13 protein-coding genes and 1 pseudogene are annotated in these 17,227 nt (G+C 61.9%); 5 read left to right on the top strand and 9 right to left on the bottom strand.

Annotated features, from left to right (window positions below):
* Nucleotides 1-82 precede the first annotated feature (82 nt).
* The 3 genes from J3P82_RS13855 (at nucleotide 83) to J3P82_RS13865 (ending at nucleotide 3,138) form a co-directional block, all read left to right on the top strand.
* A complete protein-coding gene (locus J3P82_RS13855; RefSeq protein ID WP_434557344.1) occupies nucleotides 83-1,222 on the top strand; it encodes an epoxide hydrolase family protein in 1,140 nt (379 codons plus the stop codon).
* A gap of 369 nt (nucleotides 1,223-1,591) precedes the next feature.
* On the top strand, nucleotides 1,592-2,527 hold the full coding sequence (locus tag J3P82_RS13860; RefSeq protein ID WP_434557345.1) for an IS110 family transposase: 936 nt from the start codon (nucleotides 1,592-1,594) through the stop codon (nucleotides 2,525-2,527).
* A gap of 329 nt (nucleotides 2,528-2,856) precedes the next feature.
* On the top strand, nucleotides 2,857-3,138 hold the full coding sequence (locus tag J3P82_RS13865) for a fructose-bisphosphate aldolase (protein WP_434557346.1): 282 nt from the start codon (nucleotides 2,857-2,859) through the stop codon (nucleotides 3,136-3,138).
* A 1,004-nt stretch (nucleotides 3,139-4,142) separates the two neighbouring features.
* On the opposite strand, the gene J3P82_RS13870 is transcribed toward J3P82_RS13865, so the two are convergent.
* The 5 genes and pseudogenes from J3P82_RS13870 to J3P82_RS13890 form a co-directional block, all read right to left on the bottom strand.
* The gene (locus J3P82_RS13870; protein ID WP_434557347.1) at nucleotides 4,143-4,364 is read right to left on the bottom strand and encodes a formate dehydrogenase subunit delta; all 222 of its coding nucleotides are present in this window, start codon (nucleotides 4,362-4,364) and stop codon (nucleotides 4,143-4,145) included.
* Nucleotides 4,361-7,237, bottom strand: coding sequence for a formate dehydrogenase subunit alpha (gene fdhF / locus J3P82_RS13875; RefSeq protein WP_434557348.1), 2,877 nt, complete (start codon nucleotides 7,235-7,237; stop codon nucleotides 4,361-4,363). Before fdhF ends, J3P82_RS13870 begins: the two co-directional genes overlap by 4 nt.
* Complete coding sequence (locus tag J3P82_RS13880; protein WP_434557349.1) at nucleotides 7,234-8,793, bottom strand: formate dehydrogenase beta subunit; 1,560 nt, start codon at nucleotides 8,791-8,793, stop codon at nucleotides 7,234-7,236. Before J3P82_RS13880 ends, fdhF begins: the two co-directional genes overlap by 4 nt.
* Nucleotides 8,787-9,269: a formate dehydrogenase subunit gamma gene (locus tag J3P82_RS13885; protein WP_186610097.1), complete on the bottom strand. Its 483-nt coding sequence runs from the start codon at nucleotides 9,267-9,269 to the stop codon at nucleotides 8,787-8,789. The genes J3P82_RS13880 and J3P82_RS13885 overlap by 7 nt, the downstream gene beginning before the upstream one ends.
* A gap of 310 nt (nucleotides 9,270-9,579) precedes the next feature.
* Nucleotides 9,580-10,071 (bottom strand): annotated as a pseudogene (locus tag J3P82_RS13890) (LysR substrate-binding domain-containing protein); the annotation flags it as partial.
* A gap of 84 nt (nucleotides 10,072-10,155) precedes the next feature.
* Here J3P82_RS13890 and J3P82_RS13895 point away from each other — a divergent pair.
* Nucleotides 10,156-11,025, top strand: coding sequence for an AraC family transcriptional regulator (locus J3P82_RS13895; RefSeq protein ID WP_434557350.1), 870 nt, complete (start codon nucleotides 10,156-10,158; stop codon nucleotides 11,023-11,025).
* Nucleotides 11,026-11,100: 75 nt separating this feature from the next.
* On the opposite strand, the gene J3P82_RS13900 is transcribed toward J3P82_RS13895, so the two are convergent.
* The 3 genes from J3P82_RS13900 to J3P82_RS13910 are packed head-to-tail and all read right to left on the bottom strand — an operon-like array spanning nucleotide 11,101 to nucleotide 14,111.
* Nucleotides 11,101-11,544, bottom strand: a complete 444-nt coding sequence (locus J3P82_RS13900; protein WP_434557351.1) for an HIT family protein — start codon at nucleotides 11,542-11,544, stop codon at nucleotides 11,101-11,103.
* Nucleotides 11,545-11,565: 21 nt separating this feature from the next.
* Nucleotides 11,566-11,928: a response regulator gene (locus tag J3P82_RS13905; RefSeq protein ID WP_434557352.1), complete on the bottom strand. Its 363-nt coding sequence runs from the start codon at nucleotides 11,926-11,928 to the stop codon at nucleotides 11,566-11,568.
* Nucleotides 11,925-14,111 carry a PAS domain-containing sensor histidine kinase gene (locus J3P82_RS13910; protein WP_434557353.1) on the bottom strand — a complete coding sequence of 729 codons (2,187 nt, stop codon included), beginning with the start codon at nucleotides 14,109-14,111 and terminating at the stop codon, nucleotides 11,925-11,927. Before J3P82_RS13910 ends, J3P82_RS13905 begins: the two co-directional genes overlap by 4 nt.
* A gap of 452 nt (nucleotides 14,112-14,563) precedes the next feature.
* On the opposite strand from J3P82_RS13910, the gene J3P82_RS13915 reads away from it, so the two are divergent.
* Nucleotides 14,564-16,285: an amidase gene (locus J3P82_RS13915; RefSeq protein ID WP_434557354.1), complete on the top strand. Its 1,722-nt coding sequence runs from the start codon at nucleotides 14,564-14,566 to the stop codon at nucleotides 16,283-16,285.
* 82 nt (nucleotides 16,286-16,367) lie between these two features.
* On the opposite strand, the gene J3P82_RS13920 is transcribed toward J3P82_RS13915, so the two are convergent.
* On the bottom strand, nucleotides 16,368-17,147 hold the full coding sequence (locus J3P82_RS13920) for an EAL domain-containing protein (protein ID WP_434557355.1): 780 nt from the start codon (nucleotides 17,145-17,147) through the stop codon (nucleotides 16,368-16,370).
* Between the last annotated feature and the right edge of the window lie 80 nt (nucleotides 17,148-17,227).

A 17,227-nucleotide genomic window follows, 5' to 3' on the forward strand; every position in this document is an offset into this window, starting at 1 on the left:
GTCCATTGTCCAAAGACTCGCTGGCCCGCGCATAAATTCAATAAGCGTTCGCGACGCCCGCAAAAGCCAACAGGGAACAAGCATGTTCGCCCGACCTTTCTCCATCGACATTCCTGAAAGCGCCCTTGATGACCTGCGCCATCGCCTGCGAAACACCCGGCTTCCGGTGCCACTGGCCGGGCAAGGTTGGAGCGAAGGGATGGACATTGATGTGCTCCATGCACTGATTGCCTATTGGTCGAACACCTTCGACTGGCGAACCCAGGAAGCAGCGCTCAACCGTCTGCCGCAGTTTGTCGCCACGCTGGGCGGGCAGCAGGTGCACTTCGTCCATCAGCGCGGCGTCGGGCCCAATCCGATGCCGCTGGTACTGACCCACGGCTGGCCCGGCTCGTTCATCGAGATGCAGCGCATCATCGCGTTGCTGACGGACCCGGCCAGCCATGGCGGCGATCCAGCCGATGCGTTCGATGTGGTGGTGCCGTCCTTGCCCGGCTACACCTTTTCCGCGCCGTTCAAGCAGGCGGGTTGCGGGCCCTTCGAGGTGGCGGGTTTGTGGGGCGAGCTGATGACCGGGCTCGGTTACGGGCGGTTCGGTGCGCAAGGCGGCGATGTGGGCGCGGCTGTAACGTCCTGGCTGGGCGTGCGCTTTCCCGAACGCCTGACCGGCCTCCACCTCAATTACATTCCCGGCGCGTACCGCCCGCCGCTTGGCGATACCGACCCGCCTTTGAGCGAAGAAGAAACCGCTTACCTGCAACGCGCCGCGGCCTTCAGCGAAGCCGAAGGCGCCTATGCGCACATCCAACGGACCAAACCGCAAACCCTGGCCGTGGGTCTCAACGATTCTCCGGCGGGATTGCTGGCCTGGATGGGGGAAAAGATTCTGTCGTGGTGCGATCCGAGCGCCGCTATTGATCGCGAATGGCTGCTGACCAATGTGACGCTCTACTGGGTGACGAACTGCATTGGTTCGTCGTTTCGTCCGTATGTGGAAGGCAGCCGGCGGCCCTTGCTGTTCGCCAGCGGTGAGCGAGTGAAGCCGCCGCTTGGGGTCGCGCTGTTTCCCAAGGAATTGCCGCTACCGCCACGCAGTTGGGTGGAGCGCGGCTACAACGTCAAGCGCTGGACGCAGATGCCGCGCGGTGGTCATTTTGCTGCGCTGGAGCAGCCGGAGTTGTTGGCGGAGGAGATTCGGGCGTTCTTTCGGGATTTGCGATGAGCCAAGGCGGTCTGCAAATCTTGTAGGAAATGACTACCCGTGGCGAGGGAGCTTGCTCCCGCTGGGCTGAGAAGCGGCCTAGGATCGGCGGCTCCGTTTCGTCAGACGTACCGCAGCGCCCGGTTTTGCGGCGGCTGCGCCCCCGAGCGGGAGCAAGCTTGTGTCTTTAACTGAGGTAATGTCAGAGATGAGAGGGGTGAATGGCAGCTGATGAGCAGCGGTGCCTTTTGAGCACGTGAGGGAGCCAAGCTGCCATCCACTCTTTTCACTCTGGTTCCAAGCTCGAACAGTTGACTGAGTCCGACCTCGAACAACAAGCGTGAGCCAGACCAGAGTGACCTCTCGCCCCTAAGCCTAGAGGTTTTACTCATGACTGCCTACGCCGGAATTGATGTGTCCAAAGCCACTTTGCAAATCGCGCTATTTCCCCAGGCAGGCGAACTGAGTGTGCCTAACACCGCCGAAGGGCTCGCCAAACTGGCTGGCTGGCTTGCTGAGAGACAGGTTGTGCGTGTTCTAGTTGAAGCGACAGGCGGCTATGAAAAGCTGTCGGTGCGGCTGCTAGCCAAGACCGGTTTTAAGGTTCAGCGAATCAACCCGGTTCGCGCTCGCCAGTTTGCGCAGGCTATGGGCAAGCGCGCTAAAACCGATCCCATTGACGCGCGAATGCTGGCGACGTTTGCTTCGGCCTTGGAGGAAAAAAACTTCATTTTCCCCGATGAGGCCCGCGACAAGCTTACCGAGTTGGTTAATCAGCGTGATGTCTTCATCCAGCAACGGGACGATAACCGGCGCCGTATTCAACAAGCGCAAGAGGCAGACGTGTTGGATGCTTATAGGGAACTCAATGCCAAACTCAAAGAGATGATCGCCGCCGCGGATAAGCGTATAGCCGCGCAAAGCCGGCAAATCGATGCCGAACTAATGGAGCGTTTGCGCTCGATCAAAGGGGTTGGCCCGGTGACCATCAGCAGCTTGTTCTGCTACCTGCCAGAATTGGGAGACCTGAGCCGTGGACAGGTCGCAGCGTTGGCTGGTGTAGCCCCCTATAACAACGACAGCGGGGCCAAGCGAGGTGTTAGGCGCATCTATGGAGGGAGATCAAGGCTACGTCGAGCGGTGTACATGAGCACTTTGGTTATGGTCCGCCACAACGATGATTTCAAAAACCGTTATGCCCGCCTTCGGGCAGCGGGAAAATGCTCAAAGGTAGCGTTGGTTGCGTGTATGCGTGTGTTGTTGATCAGGCTGAATGCCATGGTTCGGGATGGAAAACCATGGCAAGACCAACCTGCCAGCCGTTAGTCGGAGGAGAAGTTAAAGACAGTTGGCTCCCTCGCCACGGGTTCGGTGTGCGTCCTACAGGTCGGTTGTGGGGGTTGGGATCGACTTCTATAGTTGGGGCGTCGCTGGCTTTGGCTGGTGGCTGGGTTTCGCAGCCCGACTGCAAAGGAAATGCACCGTCGAATGAAATTCAGGCAAACTTGCCCGCGTTCATTTTATGGCGGTTGCGCGCGGGAGATCTTCGGGTCTGCCGGGTTTTCCTTCCTCGGTCTGCGAACCCGCGCGCAACTGCCACCCGTTTGTTTCGCAGCGAAAAGGTGGCATTTCTTTTTTCTTGAAGGAAATACCTTATGACAGCTGATCAAGCATCTTTCCGTTTCACCCCCCTCACCCAGACGGTCACCACACACCCCGTCCTGCTGATCGACAACCACGCTCCACTGCCCGAACTCCACGCCTGTGTCAGCGAGCGCCTGCACGCCACGCTCGATTACCTGACGCTAGTGGCCTGTTCCAGCCTGCGCGACTCATCCACCAGTGACATCAACACTCTGACCAACGTTGCCCGGATCCTCGTGCAGGACGTGGCCGACGTGTTCGGCGTCATCGAGCGACGCGGCCTCGAAGGCTGACCCACTGCGGAAGCGAGCTTGCTCGCGGTATAGGCTTGGCACTGAGTACATATCCATTGCTGCGGTGATGGCTGCTAATGGTTTCGCTTTTACAGCGACTCACTTTTATGAAGCGTAAAAGTAAGCAAAACGCTTTTGCCCCACCACTTGGTGCCTCGCTAAGGCTCGGCATGCCCGCACTCCGGCATTGCTCCGTGGGCCCGCCGCGAAGGCCCATCCATGGGCCAGCGCGGCTATCCCGGCATCCATGCCGGGATACCCACTCCACAATGCCTGCGTTCGGCCATCGTGGTTAACGGGGCGCCGAGATCAACGTCCGCCGCGAGGCGGCCTCGGAGCCGACCTGGTTCTTGGTAGGACCGCGTTTTTCCTGTGAGTGCGGGTTTGCTCGCGATGGTAGTTGGCACTTGGCAGGATGACGAAAGTACCTTGGTCTCCACTCCCACAAGCAAACGCCGCTTTCGAGAGCAAACGATAAACCTGTGGCGAGGGAGCTTGCTCCCGCTGGGCTGCGCAGCAGACCCAAAACCATTCAGCAAGGTGTATCTGGATAATCGCAGGGTTGCATTTTACGGCCGCTGCGCAGCCGAGCGGGAGCAAGCTCCCTCGCCACGGGGTATCGTTTTTCTTGAGTTCAGCATGTCTTTCGAAGACCAAGACCTCCCACAGGAGGAACGCGATCACCTACAGACAGGTCGGCTATAAGGCCGCCTCGCGGTGGACGTTGATTTCTGCGCCCCATTAACCACGCTGGCTGAACGAAGGTATTGCGCAGTGGGCACCTCGGCATGGATGCCGAGGTAGCCGCGCTGGGCCATGGATGGCCCTTCGTGGCGGCCCACGGAGCAATGCTTCGTTCAGGCACACCGAGCCCAGGCGAGGTGCCGAGTGGTGGGGCAAAAGCGTTTTGCTTACTTTTGCGCTTCTCAAAAGTGAGACGCCGTAAGGGCGGAACCATAAGCAGCCGTCACCGCAGAAACGGATATGTACCCGGTCAAAATAGATCAGGTAGCCCCCTCCGGTTCAGTCAACGCCGCCAACACCAACGGATGCAACACCGCATCCGGATGTTTTTCCTGCCACGCCCCGAGATCCCGGCGCATCCCCGGCGTCCAGAAGTTCTTGATGTGCTGTCGAACACCATTCACCGCCAGCGCCTGATCAGGCTCCGTGGCGAAGTAGCGGGCAATCTCGTTGGCCATCTTGACCAGGTTCTGCGAACTCATCGGCGCACCTCGGCTTTTTCGGCATGGCGACGTTCCTTCAGCAAGCGGCCTTGTTCATCACTGAACGCCTGGTAACGCTTCTGCCATTCCGAAGGCTGGCTGACTCGCACGATTTCCACCGCCGTCACCTTGTATTCCGGGCAGTTGGTAGCCCAGTCAGAATTGTCGGTGGTGATCACGTTGGCCCCGGATTCAGGGAAGTGGAACGTGGTGTAGACCACGCCCGGCGCCACCCGCTCGGTGACTTTGGCGCGCAGCACCGTCTGCCCGGCGCGGCTGCCGATACCGACCCAGTCTTCGTCGACAATCCCACGGTTCTCCGCATCGGTCGGGTGAATTTCCAGGCGATCTTCCTCGTGCCACGCCACGTTCTCGGTGCGCCGGGTCTGGGCGCCGACGTTGTATTGGCTGAGGATGCGTCCGGTGGTCAGCAGCAGCGGATAACGGCCGTTGACCTTCTCTTCGGTGGGCACGTAGCCGGTGAGCATGAAGCGCCCTTTGCCGCGCACGAACTCGTCGATGTGCATGGTCGGCGTACCGTCCGGCGCGGCCTCGTTGCAAGGCCATTGCAAGCTGCCGTGACGTTCCAGTTCGGCATAGCTGACGCGGCTGAACGTCGGCGTCAGGCGGGCGATCTCGTCCATGATTTCCGAAGGATGGTTGTAATGCATCTTGTAGCCAAGGGCATCGGCCAGGGCGATGGTGGCTTCCCAGTCAGCCTTGCCGGCCAACGGTTCCATCACTTTGCGGACCCGCGAGATGCGGCGTTCGGCGTTGGTGAAGGTGCCGTCCTTTTCCAGGAACGAGCTGCCCGGCAGGAACACGTGGGCGAACTTCGCTGTTTCGTTGAGGAAGATGTCCTGGACGATCACGCATTCCAGGGCGGTCAAGGCCGCGGTCACGTGCTGGGTGTTGGGGTCGCTCTGGGCGATGTCCTCGCCCTGGCAGTAAAGCGCCTTGAAGGTGCCGTCCAGCGCCGCCTCGAACATGTTCGGGATACGCAGGCCCGGGTCGGGTTGCAGGGTGACGTTCCAGGCTTGTTCGAACTGGGCGCGCACCGCTTCGTTGGAGATGTGCCGGTAGCCGGGCAATTCGTGGGGGAACGAGCCCATGTCGCAGGAACCCTGGACGTTGTTCTGCCCACGCAGTGGGTTCACTCCGACGCCTTCACGGCCAATGTTGCCGGTGACCATGGCCAGGTTGGCGATGCCCATCACCGAGGTACTGCCCTGGCTGTGCTCGGTGACGCCGAGGCCGTAGTAGATGGCCGCGTTGCCGCCCGTGGCGTAGAGCCGCGCGGCGGCGCGGATCTGCTCGGCAGGCACGCCGCAGACCGGGCCGAGGATCTCGGGGGCATTTTCCGGCAGGCTGACGAAATCGCGCCAGCGGGCAAAATCTGTCACCTCGCAACGCTCCTTGACGAAAGGCTCGTCAACCAGCCCTTCACTGACGATCACGTGGGCCAGCGCATTAAGCATCGCCACGTTGGTGCCCGGACGCAGCTGCAAATGCAGTTCGGCACGGGCGTGGGGTGAATCCACCAGGTCGATGCGCCGCGGGTCGATGACAATCAGCCGCGCGCCCTGGCGCAAGCGCCGCTTGAGCTGGGAGCCAAATACCGGGTGAGCGTCGGTGGGGTTGGCACCCATCACCATGATCACATCGGCTTTCATCACCGAGTCGAAGTTCTGGGTACCGGCGGATTCGCCCAGCGTTTGCTTGAGGCCGTAACCGGTCGGCGAATGGCAGACCCTGGCGCAGGTGTCGACGTTGTTGTTGCCGAACGCCGTGCGCACCAGTTTCTGCACCAGGTAGGTTTCTTCATTGGTGCAGCGGCTGGAGGTGATGCCGCCGATGGAATCGCGGCCGTACTTGAGCTGGATCCGTCGCAGTTCGCTGGCGGCATAGGTGACCGCCTCATCCCAACTAACCTCTTGCCATGGGTCGTTGATGTGCTTACGGATCATCGGCGTGGTGATGCGGTCTGGGTGCGTGGCGTAGCCCCAGGCGAAGCGCCCTTTGACGCACGAGTGGCCGTGGTTGGCCTGGCCGTTCTTGTCCGGGACCATGCGCACCAGTTGTTCGCCTTTCATCTCGGCGCGGAACGAGCAACCCACCCCGCAATAGGCGCAGGTCGTGACGACGCTGCGCTCCGGCTGGCCGATCTGCACGACGCTCTTGTCAATCAGCGTGGCCGTCGGACAGGCCTGGACGCAGGCACCGCAAGAGACGCATTCGGAGTCGAGGAAGTTCTCACCGCCGGCCGCTTCGACACGGGAATCGAAACCGCGTCCGGTGATGGTCAGGGCGAAGGTGCCCTGGATTTCCTCGCAGGCGCGCACGCAACGGCTGCAAACGATGCACTTGCTCGGGTCGTAATCAAAATAGGGGTTGGACACGTCCTTGGCTTCAGCCAGGTGATTGGCGCCCTCGTAGCCATAGCGCACTTCCCGCAGGCCCACCTGCCCCGCCACCGTCTGCAATTCGCAGTTGCCGTTGGCCGGGCACGTCAGGCAGTCCAGCGGGTGATCGGAAATGTACAGCTCCATCACGTTGCGGCGCAGCGTGGCGAGCTTGGAGGTCTGGGTGCGGACCACCATGCCGTCGGTGACCGGCGTGGTGCACGAGGCCGGGTAACCGCGCATGCCGTCGATCTCCACCAGGCACATGCGGCAGGAGCCGAAGGCTTCCATGCTGTCGGTGGCGCACAGTTTGGGGATGGTGGTGCCGAGCATGGCCGCCGCGCGCATCACCGAGGTGCCGGAAGGCACATTGATTTCGCGGCCGTCGATGGTCAGGGTGACCTGCACGTCGCTTTCGCGCGCCGGGGTGCCCAGGTCGATGTCGCTGGCTGGGTCGAAGAGCGTAATCATTGGTCGGCCTCCGTGGTCGCCAGACCGAAGTCGGCGGGGAAGTACTTGAGGGCGCTGGCGACGGGGTAGGACGTCATCCCACCGAGGGCACAGAGCGAGCCGTATTGCAGGGTGTCGCAAAGGTCTTGGAGCAACGCCGCCTGTTCCTGGCGGGCGTTGGCATCGGTGCTGGCGATCAAGCGATCCACCACCTCGACGCCACGGGTGGAACCCATGCGGCACGGCGTGCATTTGCCGCAGGATTCCTCGGCGCAGAACTGTAAGGCGAACCGGGCCATCCGGGCCATGTCGAGGCTGTCATCGGCGACCACTACGCCGCCGTGGCCGAGCATCGCGCCCATGGCGGCGAACGCTTCGTAGTCCAGCGGTGTATCGAACTGCGCCGGCGGCACCCAGGCGCCCAGCGGGCCGCCGACTTGCGCGGCCTTCAGCGGACGACCGCTGGCGGTGCCGCCGCCATACTCTTCCACCAACTCGCGCAGGCTCAGGCCGAACGCGCGCTCCACCAGGCCGCCGCGACGAACATTGCCGGCCAGCTGGAACGGCATGGTGCCCAGCGAGCGGCCCATGCCGAAGTCACGATAGAACTGCGCGCCCTTCTCCAGGATCACCGGCACCGAGGCCAGGGTCACGACGTTATGGACCAGGGTCGGCAAGCCGAACAGGCCCTGTAACGCTGGCAGCGGCGGCTTGGCGCGCACCATGCCGCGCTTGCCTTCGAGGGATTCCAGCAGCGCCGTTTCCTCGCCGCAGATGTAGGCGCCGGCGCCCACCCGGACGTCAATGTCGAAGGCGCAACCGCTGCCGCCCACGTCCGCGCCCAGGTAACCGGCCTCGCGGGCGATGTGCAGGGCTTGATTCAATGTGCTGATGGCGTCCGGATATTCGGAGCGTACGTAGATGTAGCCCATCGTCGCGCCGACGGCGATCCCGGCGATGACCATGCCTTCGATCAGCAGGAACGGATCGCCTTCCATCAGCATGCGGTCGGCGAAGGTGCCGGAGTCGCCCTCATCGGCGTTGCACACCACGTATTTCTGCGGGCCCTGGGCGTCGCGCACGGTGCGCCACTTGATGCCCGCAGGGAACGCCGCGCCGCCCCGGCCACGCAGGCCGGAATCCAGCACGTTGGCGACAACTTCGGTGCCGTCCATCTGGATCGCTCGGGCCAGGCCGAGGAATCCGCCTTGGGCGCGGTAGTCGTCGAGCGACAAAGGTTGGGTGATGCCGGCACGGGCGAAGAGCAAGCGCTGCTGGCTCTGGAGGTACGGGATGTTTTCTACCAGGCCCAGGGCGCAAGGGTGGCTACCAGGGTCGCGCGCCAGCGCATCGAGCAGGCCCGGCACGTCTTGCGCCGTGATCGGGCCAAAGCCCAAGCGCCCTTCGGGCGTTTCAAGCTCCACCAATGGCTCGAGCCAGTAGAGGCCACGGGAGCTGGTACGCCGCGCCTCCAGCGGCAATTGCCGACGTTCGGCCTCGCGGACCAACGCATCAGCCACTTTGTCCGCGCCGACGGCACGGGCCACTGAATCACGGGGAACGCAGAGGGTCAGCATGGACCATCCTCCAGGCAGCCATTCACCAGTTGGCGCAGGCGTTCCGGGGTCAGCCTTGCGTGCAGCTCCCCGTCCAGCTCCAGGGCCGGGGAGCAGACGCAAGCACCGAGGCAGTAGACCGGCCGCAGGCTGATGGCTCCGTCGGCGCTGGTGCCGTGATCGTCCAGCGACAGTTGCTCGCGCAACTGCGCCGCCAGGCCCTCGGCCCCCATGCTCTGGCACGACTCGGCCCGGCACAGGCGCAGCGTGTGACGCGCCGGCGGCGTGGTGCGAAAGTCATGGTAGAAGCTGATGACGCCGCGCACTTCAGCCAGGCTGAGGTTGAGGGCATGGGCGATTTCCGGGACGGCGGCGTCGGGCACGTACCCGCAACCTTCCTGGATGGCATGGAGGATGGGCAACAAGGCACCGGGGGTGTCCTTCTTGCGCGCCAGCACGCTGTGAATCAGAGGCAGGTGAAGCGTCTCATCAAGCATAAACGTACCTCGGCATCTCGAACCGCACCGCCGCGTGGCGGTAGCTGTTCGGAGTCTTGGCTGCGGCGTTCGGCCCACGTCACGGTAGCGTGGCAAATCCGATCGCCATTCTTGCTCTCCGGCCAGGTGTCTTTTGGCGCACTTGGTCCGGGGCATCTTCACAGCTTGCCACTCCCGGGGGTTGGCAATTGCACGTGGACGACGAAACGTGTTCTGAAAGCGACGATTGGTTAGCTTGCTTTTCGAAAAACCTTCCCTGACAAGATAGACGATGCAACGACTCTCTGACGGTCCCGAGCAACCGCCAGTGTCAGTTGATGTTACGCAATGCATTGGCAACCAGGGTAAACGCCGGCGAAGGTTGCCGTCGGCTGGGATAGTAAAGATAGTACCCAGGAAACGCTGGGCACCAATCCTCCAGTACGCGCACCAGCCGGCCCGCCCGCAGGTGCGGTTCGAATTCTTCTTCGGGCAGGTACGCCACGCCCAATCCGGCCAGTGCGGCTTCGACGATGTGGGTCGATGTGTTGAAGATCAGCTGGCCGTCCACCCGGACGTTCACCTCCTTGCCGCGCCGCTCGAAATCCCAGACATATAGCCCGCCCGATGTCGGCATGCGCTGATTGATACAGGGATGGCCGAGCAGGTCGCGCGGGCTCTTGGGAATGGCGCGACTGGCGAAATACACAGGTGAAGCAACGGCCGCCATCCGCAACGCAGGGCCTATCGGCACGGCAACCATGTCTTTGTCAATGGTATCGCCCAGGCGCACCCCCGCATCAAAGCGATCCGCGACGATGTCTCCGCTGTTTGAGCAAACGCGGCTAGGCAGGCTCGCCGCGTATAGTCGATGCTTATGTCGACCACACCTCCAAGAGCCGTATCCGTGCCTGAGCTACCTAACGACTGCGCTTACACCAAACGCTTCGACGCCGTACTGGCCTATATCGAGGCCAATCTTGAAGGTGATCTTTCGGTGCAGACGTTGAGTCACGTGGCGAACTTCTCGGTGTTTCACTTCCATCGCCAATTTACGGCATTCGTGGGCGTGCCGGTTTCGCGTTATGTGCAGCTTATGCGGCTACGACGCGCGGCACATCGCCTGGTCGCCCAGGGTGCCTATACGGTACTGGACGCCGCGCTGGATGCAGGCTTCAAAAGCCCCGAGGCATTTTGCCGGGCGTTCGGCCGAGCGTTCGGCAGTGCGCCAAGCGTGTTCAGGAAGAACGCGCATTGGCAGGTCTGGAACACGGTATTCGCCGTCCCTCATTTTTCCAGGAAAGTACTCATGCACGTACGAATCATCGAACTCCCCGAAATCAAGGTAGCGGCGCTTGAGCACCGCGGACCGCCTGGGCTCGTCAACGAGAGCGTGAGCCAGTTCATCGCATGGCGCATAGGTAGCGGGCAGTCGCCGGTGGCGTCGAGCCGCACGTTCGGCATTCCCTACGGCAATCCCGACACGACACCTCCACACGCCTTCCGATTCGCGATCTGCGGTGAGATTTTCGAAGACGTGAAGCCGAATGAGTTCGGCGTACACCCGCTGGTCATTCCCGGCGGTCGCTATGCCGTGGTGCGCCACGCGGGGTCTCCCGATCACATCGGCGAAACGATCTATCCGATCTACCGCGACTGGCTTCCCGGGAGCGGCGAAGAACTACGGGACCAGCCATTGGTTTTCCACTACCTGAGCGTCTATCCCGAGACACCGCAGGATCAATGGCAGACTGATGTGTATGTGCCGCTGCGGTAGCGGTACAAGCCCCTCTGCCCTTCGGCATGCCCGCAGCCCGGCGCATGGGAGCGTCCGGCGCCGATCAGGAGCCAGTCACCCCTCAGAACGAATACGCGCCACCAACCGCGCCTGCAATTGCTCAAGCTCCTGTGGATCAGCCTTCCCCTGCCCATGGGCGCCAGGCGCTTGGCCCTCCCAGCGTGGAACGATGTGCACATGGAGGTGGTAGACCGTCTGCCCCGCTGGCGCGCCATTGAATTGGGCGATCTGCACGCCGTCCGGCTGCAACTCGTCGACGATGACGCGGGTGAGGCGCTGCACTGCCGTCATCAGCTTACCCAGCACCGCTGGGTCGACCTCCAGGATATTGCGCGCCTGGGCCGCCTTGGGAATGACCAGTACGTGACCGCGCGACTGCGGGAAGAGGTCGAGGAAAGCCAACACATCCGCGTCTTCGTAGATCTTGTAGCAAGGGGCTTCGCCGCGAAGGATAAGCGCAAAAATATTCTGCGGATCGTATTGGCCGTGCAAGCTCATGGTTGCTCCTTGGAAGGTACTTTAACTTTTCAGCGTCAGCGCTATCTTCTGCTGCAATTCGCTTTCTGAAAATGGTTTATGCAAAACCGGGTATCCGGCAAATTCGCCAGGCACACCGCTAGCACCGTAGCCGGTACTGAACAGGAAAGGAATATCGCGACTACGCAGTATTTCTGCAACGGGAAAAACGCGTTCACCGGCCAGGTTGACGTCCAGGATCGCCAAGTCAATCTGCGCCGCGCCTGCCATTTCCCGGGCCACGGCGAGCCGGGGAACGGACGCCACCACGGTGCACCCCAGCTCTTCGAGCATTTCCTCGATCAACATGGCGACAGTGCCTTCGTCTTCGACAAGGAGCACTCTGATACCCACAAACAGGGTCATGCGTGGTTCTCAGCGACCATAAACGAGAAGCGACAGAGAACGCCCTCAGGAGCGAAGGTGAGCACGAATATTCCGCCAAGGTCACGCTCGATGCAACGCTTCATCAAACGTGAACCTAGCCCCTCGCGCTCCGGTTGGAGCACCGGCGGTCCGCCCTGCTCGCGCCAATCCACCGTCAGCAAGGTTCCGTTCGGTTGTGGCTGGACGTTCCAATTCACCGAAAGCCTGCCGGTCTCGACGGACATTGCGCCGTACTTGAGGGCGTTGATCGCCAGCTCATTGAGGGTCATTGTCAGGCCGAGGGCGATTCGCGTATCGACATCGATGGCATCGCCCTCGATGGTGATCCGACCGGGCTCGGCTCCGAATATCGGGGTGAGCACTTCCTGCGCCAGGGAAGCGAGGGGTGTATGGCCCCAATGCCGCCTCGTCAGCAGGTCGTGGGCTCGGGACAAAGCGAGAAGACGAGCCTCGAACCGGGTGTAGCCGTCCTTGGCGTCCTGGGCGTTGCGCGCCGTTTGGGCTGCCAGCGATTGCACGGTGGCGAGGGTGTTCTTGACCCGGTGATTGAGTTCGTCGATCAGTGTCTTCTGCCGGTCTTCCGCCTGCTTGCGCTCGGTAATATCCACGAGCATGTTGATGGCGCCCACCAAGTTGCCTTCGGCATCGTGCAGGGGCGTGGGATAGGGGGCGAACGGTACGCGCGAGCCATCCGGCCGTTCTGCTATCGCTTCGACACCGCGTATCGGTCGGTTTTCCTTCAAGGCGATCGCCATCGGACACTGGTCGTGGGGCAGCGGGTTTCCGTCGGTGGTGAACAGTTTCCAGGTCACGCACCAGAGCTCGCCCAACCGAGGCGTGCGACCTGATAGTTCGACCGCCGCCCGGTTGAAGAAGTTGATACGGCCGTCGGCGTCGGTGGTGTAGACCGCTGCGGGCAGCGCTTCGAGCAGATTGCGCATGTGCCGCTCGCTTTCGCGAATCTGATTCTCCATCCGTCGCGCCAAGGTGACATCCTGGAGCACCCGCACGCCATAGCAAAACACCCCGTCGGCGTTCCTGACCGATGAGCTGTGGATGTCCAGGTACACGGTCTCGCCGTCAGGCTTGAAAGCGCGCTTGCGCAGCTCGTAGTTGTCCAGCTCGCCGGCCACTTGACGCGCATATAAGGCAGCGTCCTCGTCGGTGCTGTCGGGGTGGGTGTAGTCCAGGAAAGTCATTTGCAACAGTTCTTCGCGCGACCGACCGAGCATGTTGCAGAGGGCGTCGTTCACCCGCAGCAGGCGTCCGTCCGCGCCGGCCTCGGCGATGCCGATCGTCGCCGCTTCGTACGTCGCCGCCAGCCTGTCGTCGCTCTCCTTGCGTGCGGCTTCGGCCGTATGGACACAGGTCATGTCCACCGTGAAGCAGCGCGTATTGAAGAGCTTGCCCTGTTCGAACCGCCCGTTGGAAGTGATCGAGACATGCTTGATCGAGCCGTCCTTGGCCCTCAAGCGCGCCGGATAGTTTTCCAGGCATTCGCCGCTGCTCAACTTGCCCAGAATGTCGCAGATGACGGGCTCGTCGACATGAAACTCGGTGATGTTGCGGCCGATATATTCCTTCGCCGGATAGCCCAGCAGGGTCAGCTCGGCCTTGTTGGCGCGCAGGATGATGCCCTCGCCACTGACGATGTGCAGGCCCACCGCGCTGTTTTCGAAAAAATCTTCGAGGTCGGCGTTCTTGCACCGAAGCTCTTCGGCCACGGCATGGTGGGCCGAGACATCCTGGAAGCAGTTGATAGCGCCCTGGATGACTCCTTGCGAATCCTTCAGGGCCCGGATATTCACCAGTGCCACGAACCGCGCCCCATCCGGACGTTCGATGATTACTTCCTGGTTGCGCGTCGGCAGACCCGTTTCCAGGGACGTCGCCATTGGGCAGTCTTCCAACGCAAGCGGGGTACCGTCGGGCAGGAAAAGGCGATAAGAACCGCAGAAGCGGTCCCCGCCCTCCCCCAGCTTCGGCACTCGTCCCCACATTGCCGCCGCCTCGCTGTTGTACCGGACCAGCCAGCCTGCGTGGTCGCAGACGTACACCGCGCCAGGAATGGCATCGAGCGCGTTCGTTCCAATCGCCACGAGACTTTCGTACTCGCTCGGCGGCGTATGCGCCTCTGTGGGAAACGCTTCAATATTCGACATGGTTCATCCTCAATCCGCCTGGCCTTGCCATCGCTGCGGTCCTGCAACTTCGCAATGGACACTAGACCTTCTGTTCATCCTGCGAGTTCAGGGAAACTCGACACCGCGTGAATTAAGGTCAGAACCTGAACAAATGGCGCGGTGTTTCCACCATGAGCGCACGCATAAGGTGCGCCGAAGCCTCCAGTGCATGCAACTGTTGCATCACGGTATCGAAACCGACGCGGCTTTCATGTTGTGTGTGCGGCCAGTCACTGCCAGTCAATGCTGATATCCCACAGGCGCCCTTGCCACAGGTCATCATTATTCTTGTGAACGCTAGTGCCCTCCAATCGCGCTCTCGTAGTAGAGTCTCCACCCGATGTCAGAACCCATTTCGAAAGACGTGAGCACCGGACCTATCGTTCGAACGACTCGCATCACGTCATTCGCCCAGCCGCAGCGATAACAACATGATTGAAATCACCGAAATCTCGATTGCCCAGCTCCGGGCTGCGCTCGAATCCGGCCAGGCCACGGCGGTTGAGCTGGTCCAGGCGTACCTTGCCCGGATCGCCGCCTACGACGGCCCGGACACCTCCACCGCCCTGAATGCGGTGGTGGTTCGCAACCCCGATGCGCTGGACGAAGCGCGGGCGTCCGATGCCCGTCGGGCCAAGGGCCAGACGTTGGGCCCGCTCGACGGCATTCCCTACACCGCCAAGGACAGCTACCTGGTAAAGGGGCTGACCGCCGCCTCCGGAAGCCCGGCGTTCAAGGATCTGGTTGCCTATCGCGACGCCTTTACCATTGAACGACTGCGTGGCGCCGGGGCCATCTGCCTAGGCAAGACCAACATGCCGCCGATGGCGAACGGCGGGATGCAGCGCGGCGTGTATGGCCGCGCTGAAAGCCCGTACAACGGCAATTACCTCACCGCGCCGTTCGCCTCGGGCTCTTCAAACGGTGCGGGCACCGCCACTGCCGCCAGTTTCGCCGCTTTCGGCCTGGCTGAAGAAACCTGGTCGAGCGGACGCGGCCCGGCCTCGAACAATGGCTTGTGTGCCTACACCCCTTCGCGCGGGGTGATATCGGTGCGGGGCAACTGGCCGTTGACGCCAACCATGGACGTCGTCGTGCCCTACGCCAGGACCATGGCCGACCTGCTCGAAGTATTGGACGTGGTGGTGGCGAATGATCCCGATACTCGCGGAGACCTTTGGCGCCTGCAGCCTTGGGTACCGATTCCGCCCGTGGACTCGATTCGTCCCGCCTCGTACCAAAGCCTCGCCGCCCAACCGGATACGCTGGCCGGCATCCGTTTCGGCGTCCCGCGCATGTACATCAACGCCGACCCGCAAGCGGGCACCGCGCAAAAGCCGGGAATCGGCGGCCCGACCGGTCAACGAATCATCACTCGTGCGTCGGTGATTGCCCTCTGGGAAGAGGCCCGCAAGGCGTTGGAGGCCCAAGGCGCGGAAGTGATCGAAGTGGATTTCCCGTTGGTGTCCAACTGCGAGGGCGATCGCCCTGGCGCACCGACCGTCTTCACTCGCGGCCTGGTGTCAAAGGAATTCCTCCACCATGAATTATGGGATCTGTCGGCCTGGGCATTCGATGATTTCCTGCGGGCCAATGGCGATCCGAAACTCAATCGCCTGGCTGACGTCGACGGACCGCTGATTTTTCCTCACGATCCCGGCACCCTGCCCAACCGCGAGGATGACCTGGCCGCCGGCATGGACGAATACGTGAAGATGGCCCAGCGCGGCATCACGCCGTGGGACCAGATTCCCACCTTGCCTGACGGTTTGCGTGGACTCGAAGAGACACGCCGGATCGATCTCGAAGACTGGATGCAGCGGCTCGGCCTGGATGCGGTGATCTTCCCCACCGTGGCCGACGTCGGCCCAGCGGACGCGGACGTCAATCCGGTATCTGCCGACATCGCCTGGAGCAACGGGGTTTGGGTCGCCAACGGCAACCTCGCCATCCGCCACCTGGGTGTGCCCACCGTCACCGTGCCGATGGGCGTGATGGCGGACATCGGCATGCCTGTAGGGCTGACATTCGCCGGCCGAGCCTATGACGATTCAAAGCTGTTGCAGCTGGCCTCGGCGTTCGAGTCGATGGGCTCGAAACGAATGATCCCGCCGCGCACGCCGCCATTGTCGAGTGATGACCAACAGGCCTGACGGCGATTCAAGCCTATCTGGCGAAAGCAGGCCCACCGCTGCGTTGCGGTGATGCCTGCGCCGCCAATACCAGGACTACCGACTAATCGAAGCAGCCAACCGCCAGCCGACCTATCTCGGGCCGGGCATAGAGATACCCCTGCATCAGCTCGATTCCCATTGCCAGCAACGTTGCGCTTTCTTCCCGCGTCTCGATGCCCTCGGCGATGACGATGATGCCCAGGCGACTGGCGACCAGGATAATGCCCTCGACGATGGCGCGCTTGACGGGGTCCTGGTCGATGTCACGGGTCAACGCCATGTCGATTTTCAATACCTGGGGTTGGAAAAGCGCCAACAGGTTGAGGCCCGAATAGCCTGAACCGAAATCGTCAATGGCGGTGGTGAAACCCTGGCGTTCGTATTCCAGGAAAATCGACTTCAGATGGTCAGGATCGTCCACCCGCTCGCCTTCGGTCACTTCGAACATGAGCCTGTTCGATGGAAAATCCGATTGGCGCGCGGCCTCCAATGTCGCCCGTATACAGGTCTCGGCCCGGTACACGGCGTTGGGTAGGAAGTTGATGCTGAGCAAGCAATCGGGGATGTCGAGGATCCCCAGCCTCGCAGATTCTTCGATCGCCTTCACTCGGCAGGCCTGGTCGAACCGATAGCGGTTGCTGTCATTTACAAGCCCGAGGATATGGGCTGCCGATTCGCCATTCAGCCCCCTGACCAACGCCTCATAGGCAAACGCCGTGCGCGTGCGGACATTGAAGATCGGCTGGAAAGCCATGGTGAAATCAAACCCCAGCACCTCATGGTTGCGACATTCGGCGCAACCAAGGGATTTGAAGGTTGGATGAGAAGAAGATTGGCTCATGATCAGTGTTCCGGTCGCGGAAAACGGGGTCGCTGTTGTTGCACAAACTATAGGCGATACCCTTGAGTCGGCACGGGCCC

The organism is Pseudomonas sp. Z4-20 (assembly GCF_051131955.1).
In the GTDB taxonomy this organism is placed as follows: Bacteria; Pseudomonadota; Gammaproteobacteria; order Pseudomonadales; family Pseudomonadaceae; genus Aquipseudomonas; species Aquipseudomonas marvdashtae.

Bases quoted from the DNA above. Each gene is read 5' to 3' on its own strand.
- fdhF (WP_434557348.1), bottom strand. From the start codon at position 7,237: ATGATTACGCTCTTCGACCCAGCCAGCGACATCGACCTGGGCACCCCG.
- J3P82_RS13865 (WP_434557346.1), top strand. From the start codon at position 2,857: ATGACAGCTGATCAAGCATCTTTCCGTTTCACCCCCCTCACCCAGACG.
- J3P82_RS13880 (WP_434557349.1), bottom strand. From the start codon at position 8,793: ATGCTGACCCTCTGCGTTCCCCGTGATTCAGTGGCCCGTGCCGTCGGC.
- J3P82_RS13885 (WP_186610097.1), bottom strand. From the start codon at position 9,269: ATGCTTGATGAGACGCTTCACCTGCCTCTGATTCACAGCGTGCTGGCG.
- J3P82_RS13910 (WP_434557353.1), bottom strand. From the start codon at position 14,111: ATGTCGAATATTGAAGCGTTTCCCACAGAGGCGCATACGCCGCCGAGC.
- J3P82_RS13900 (WP_434557351.1), bottom strand. From the start codon at position 11,544: ATGAGCTTGCACGGCCAATACGATCCGCAGAATATTTTTGCGCTTATC.
- J3P82_RS13905 (WP_434557352.1), bottom strand. From the start codon at position 11,928: ATGACCCTGTTTGTGGGTATCAGAGTGCTCCTTGTCGAAGACGAAGGC.
- J3P82_RS13915 (WP_434557354.1), top strand. From the start codon at position 14,564: ATGATTGAAATCACCGAAATCTCGATTGCCCAGCTCCGGGCTGCGCTC.
- J3P82_RS13860 (WP_434557345.1), top strand. From the start codon at position 1,592: ATGACTGCCTACGCCGGAATTGATGTGTCCAAAGCCACTTTGCAAATC.
- J3P82_RS13855 (WP_434557344.1), top strand. From the start codon at position 83: ATGTTCGCCCGACCTTTCTCCATCGACATTCCTGAAAGCGCCCTTGAT.
- J3P82_RS13870 (WP_434557347.1), bottom strand. From the start codon at position 4,364: ATGAGTTCGCAGAACCTGGTCAAGATGGCCAACGAGATTGCCCGCTAC.
- J3P82_RS13920 (WP_434557355.1), bottom strand. From the start codon at position 17,147: ATGAGCCAATCTTCTTCTCATCCAACCTTCAAATCCCTTGGTTGCGCC.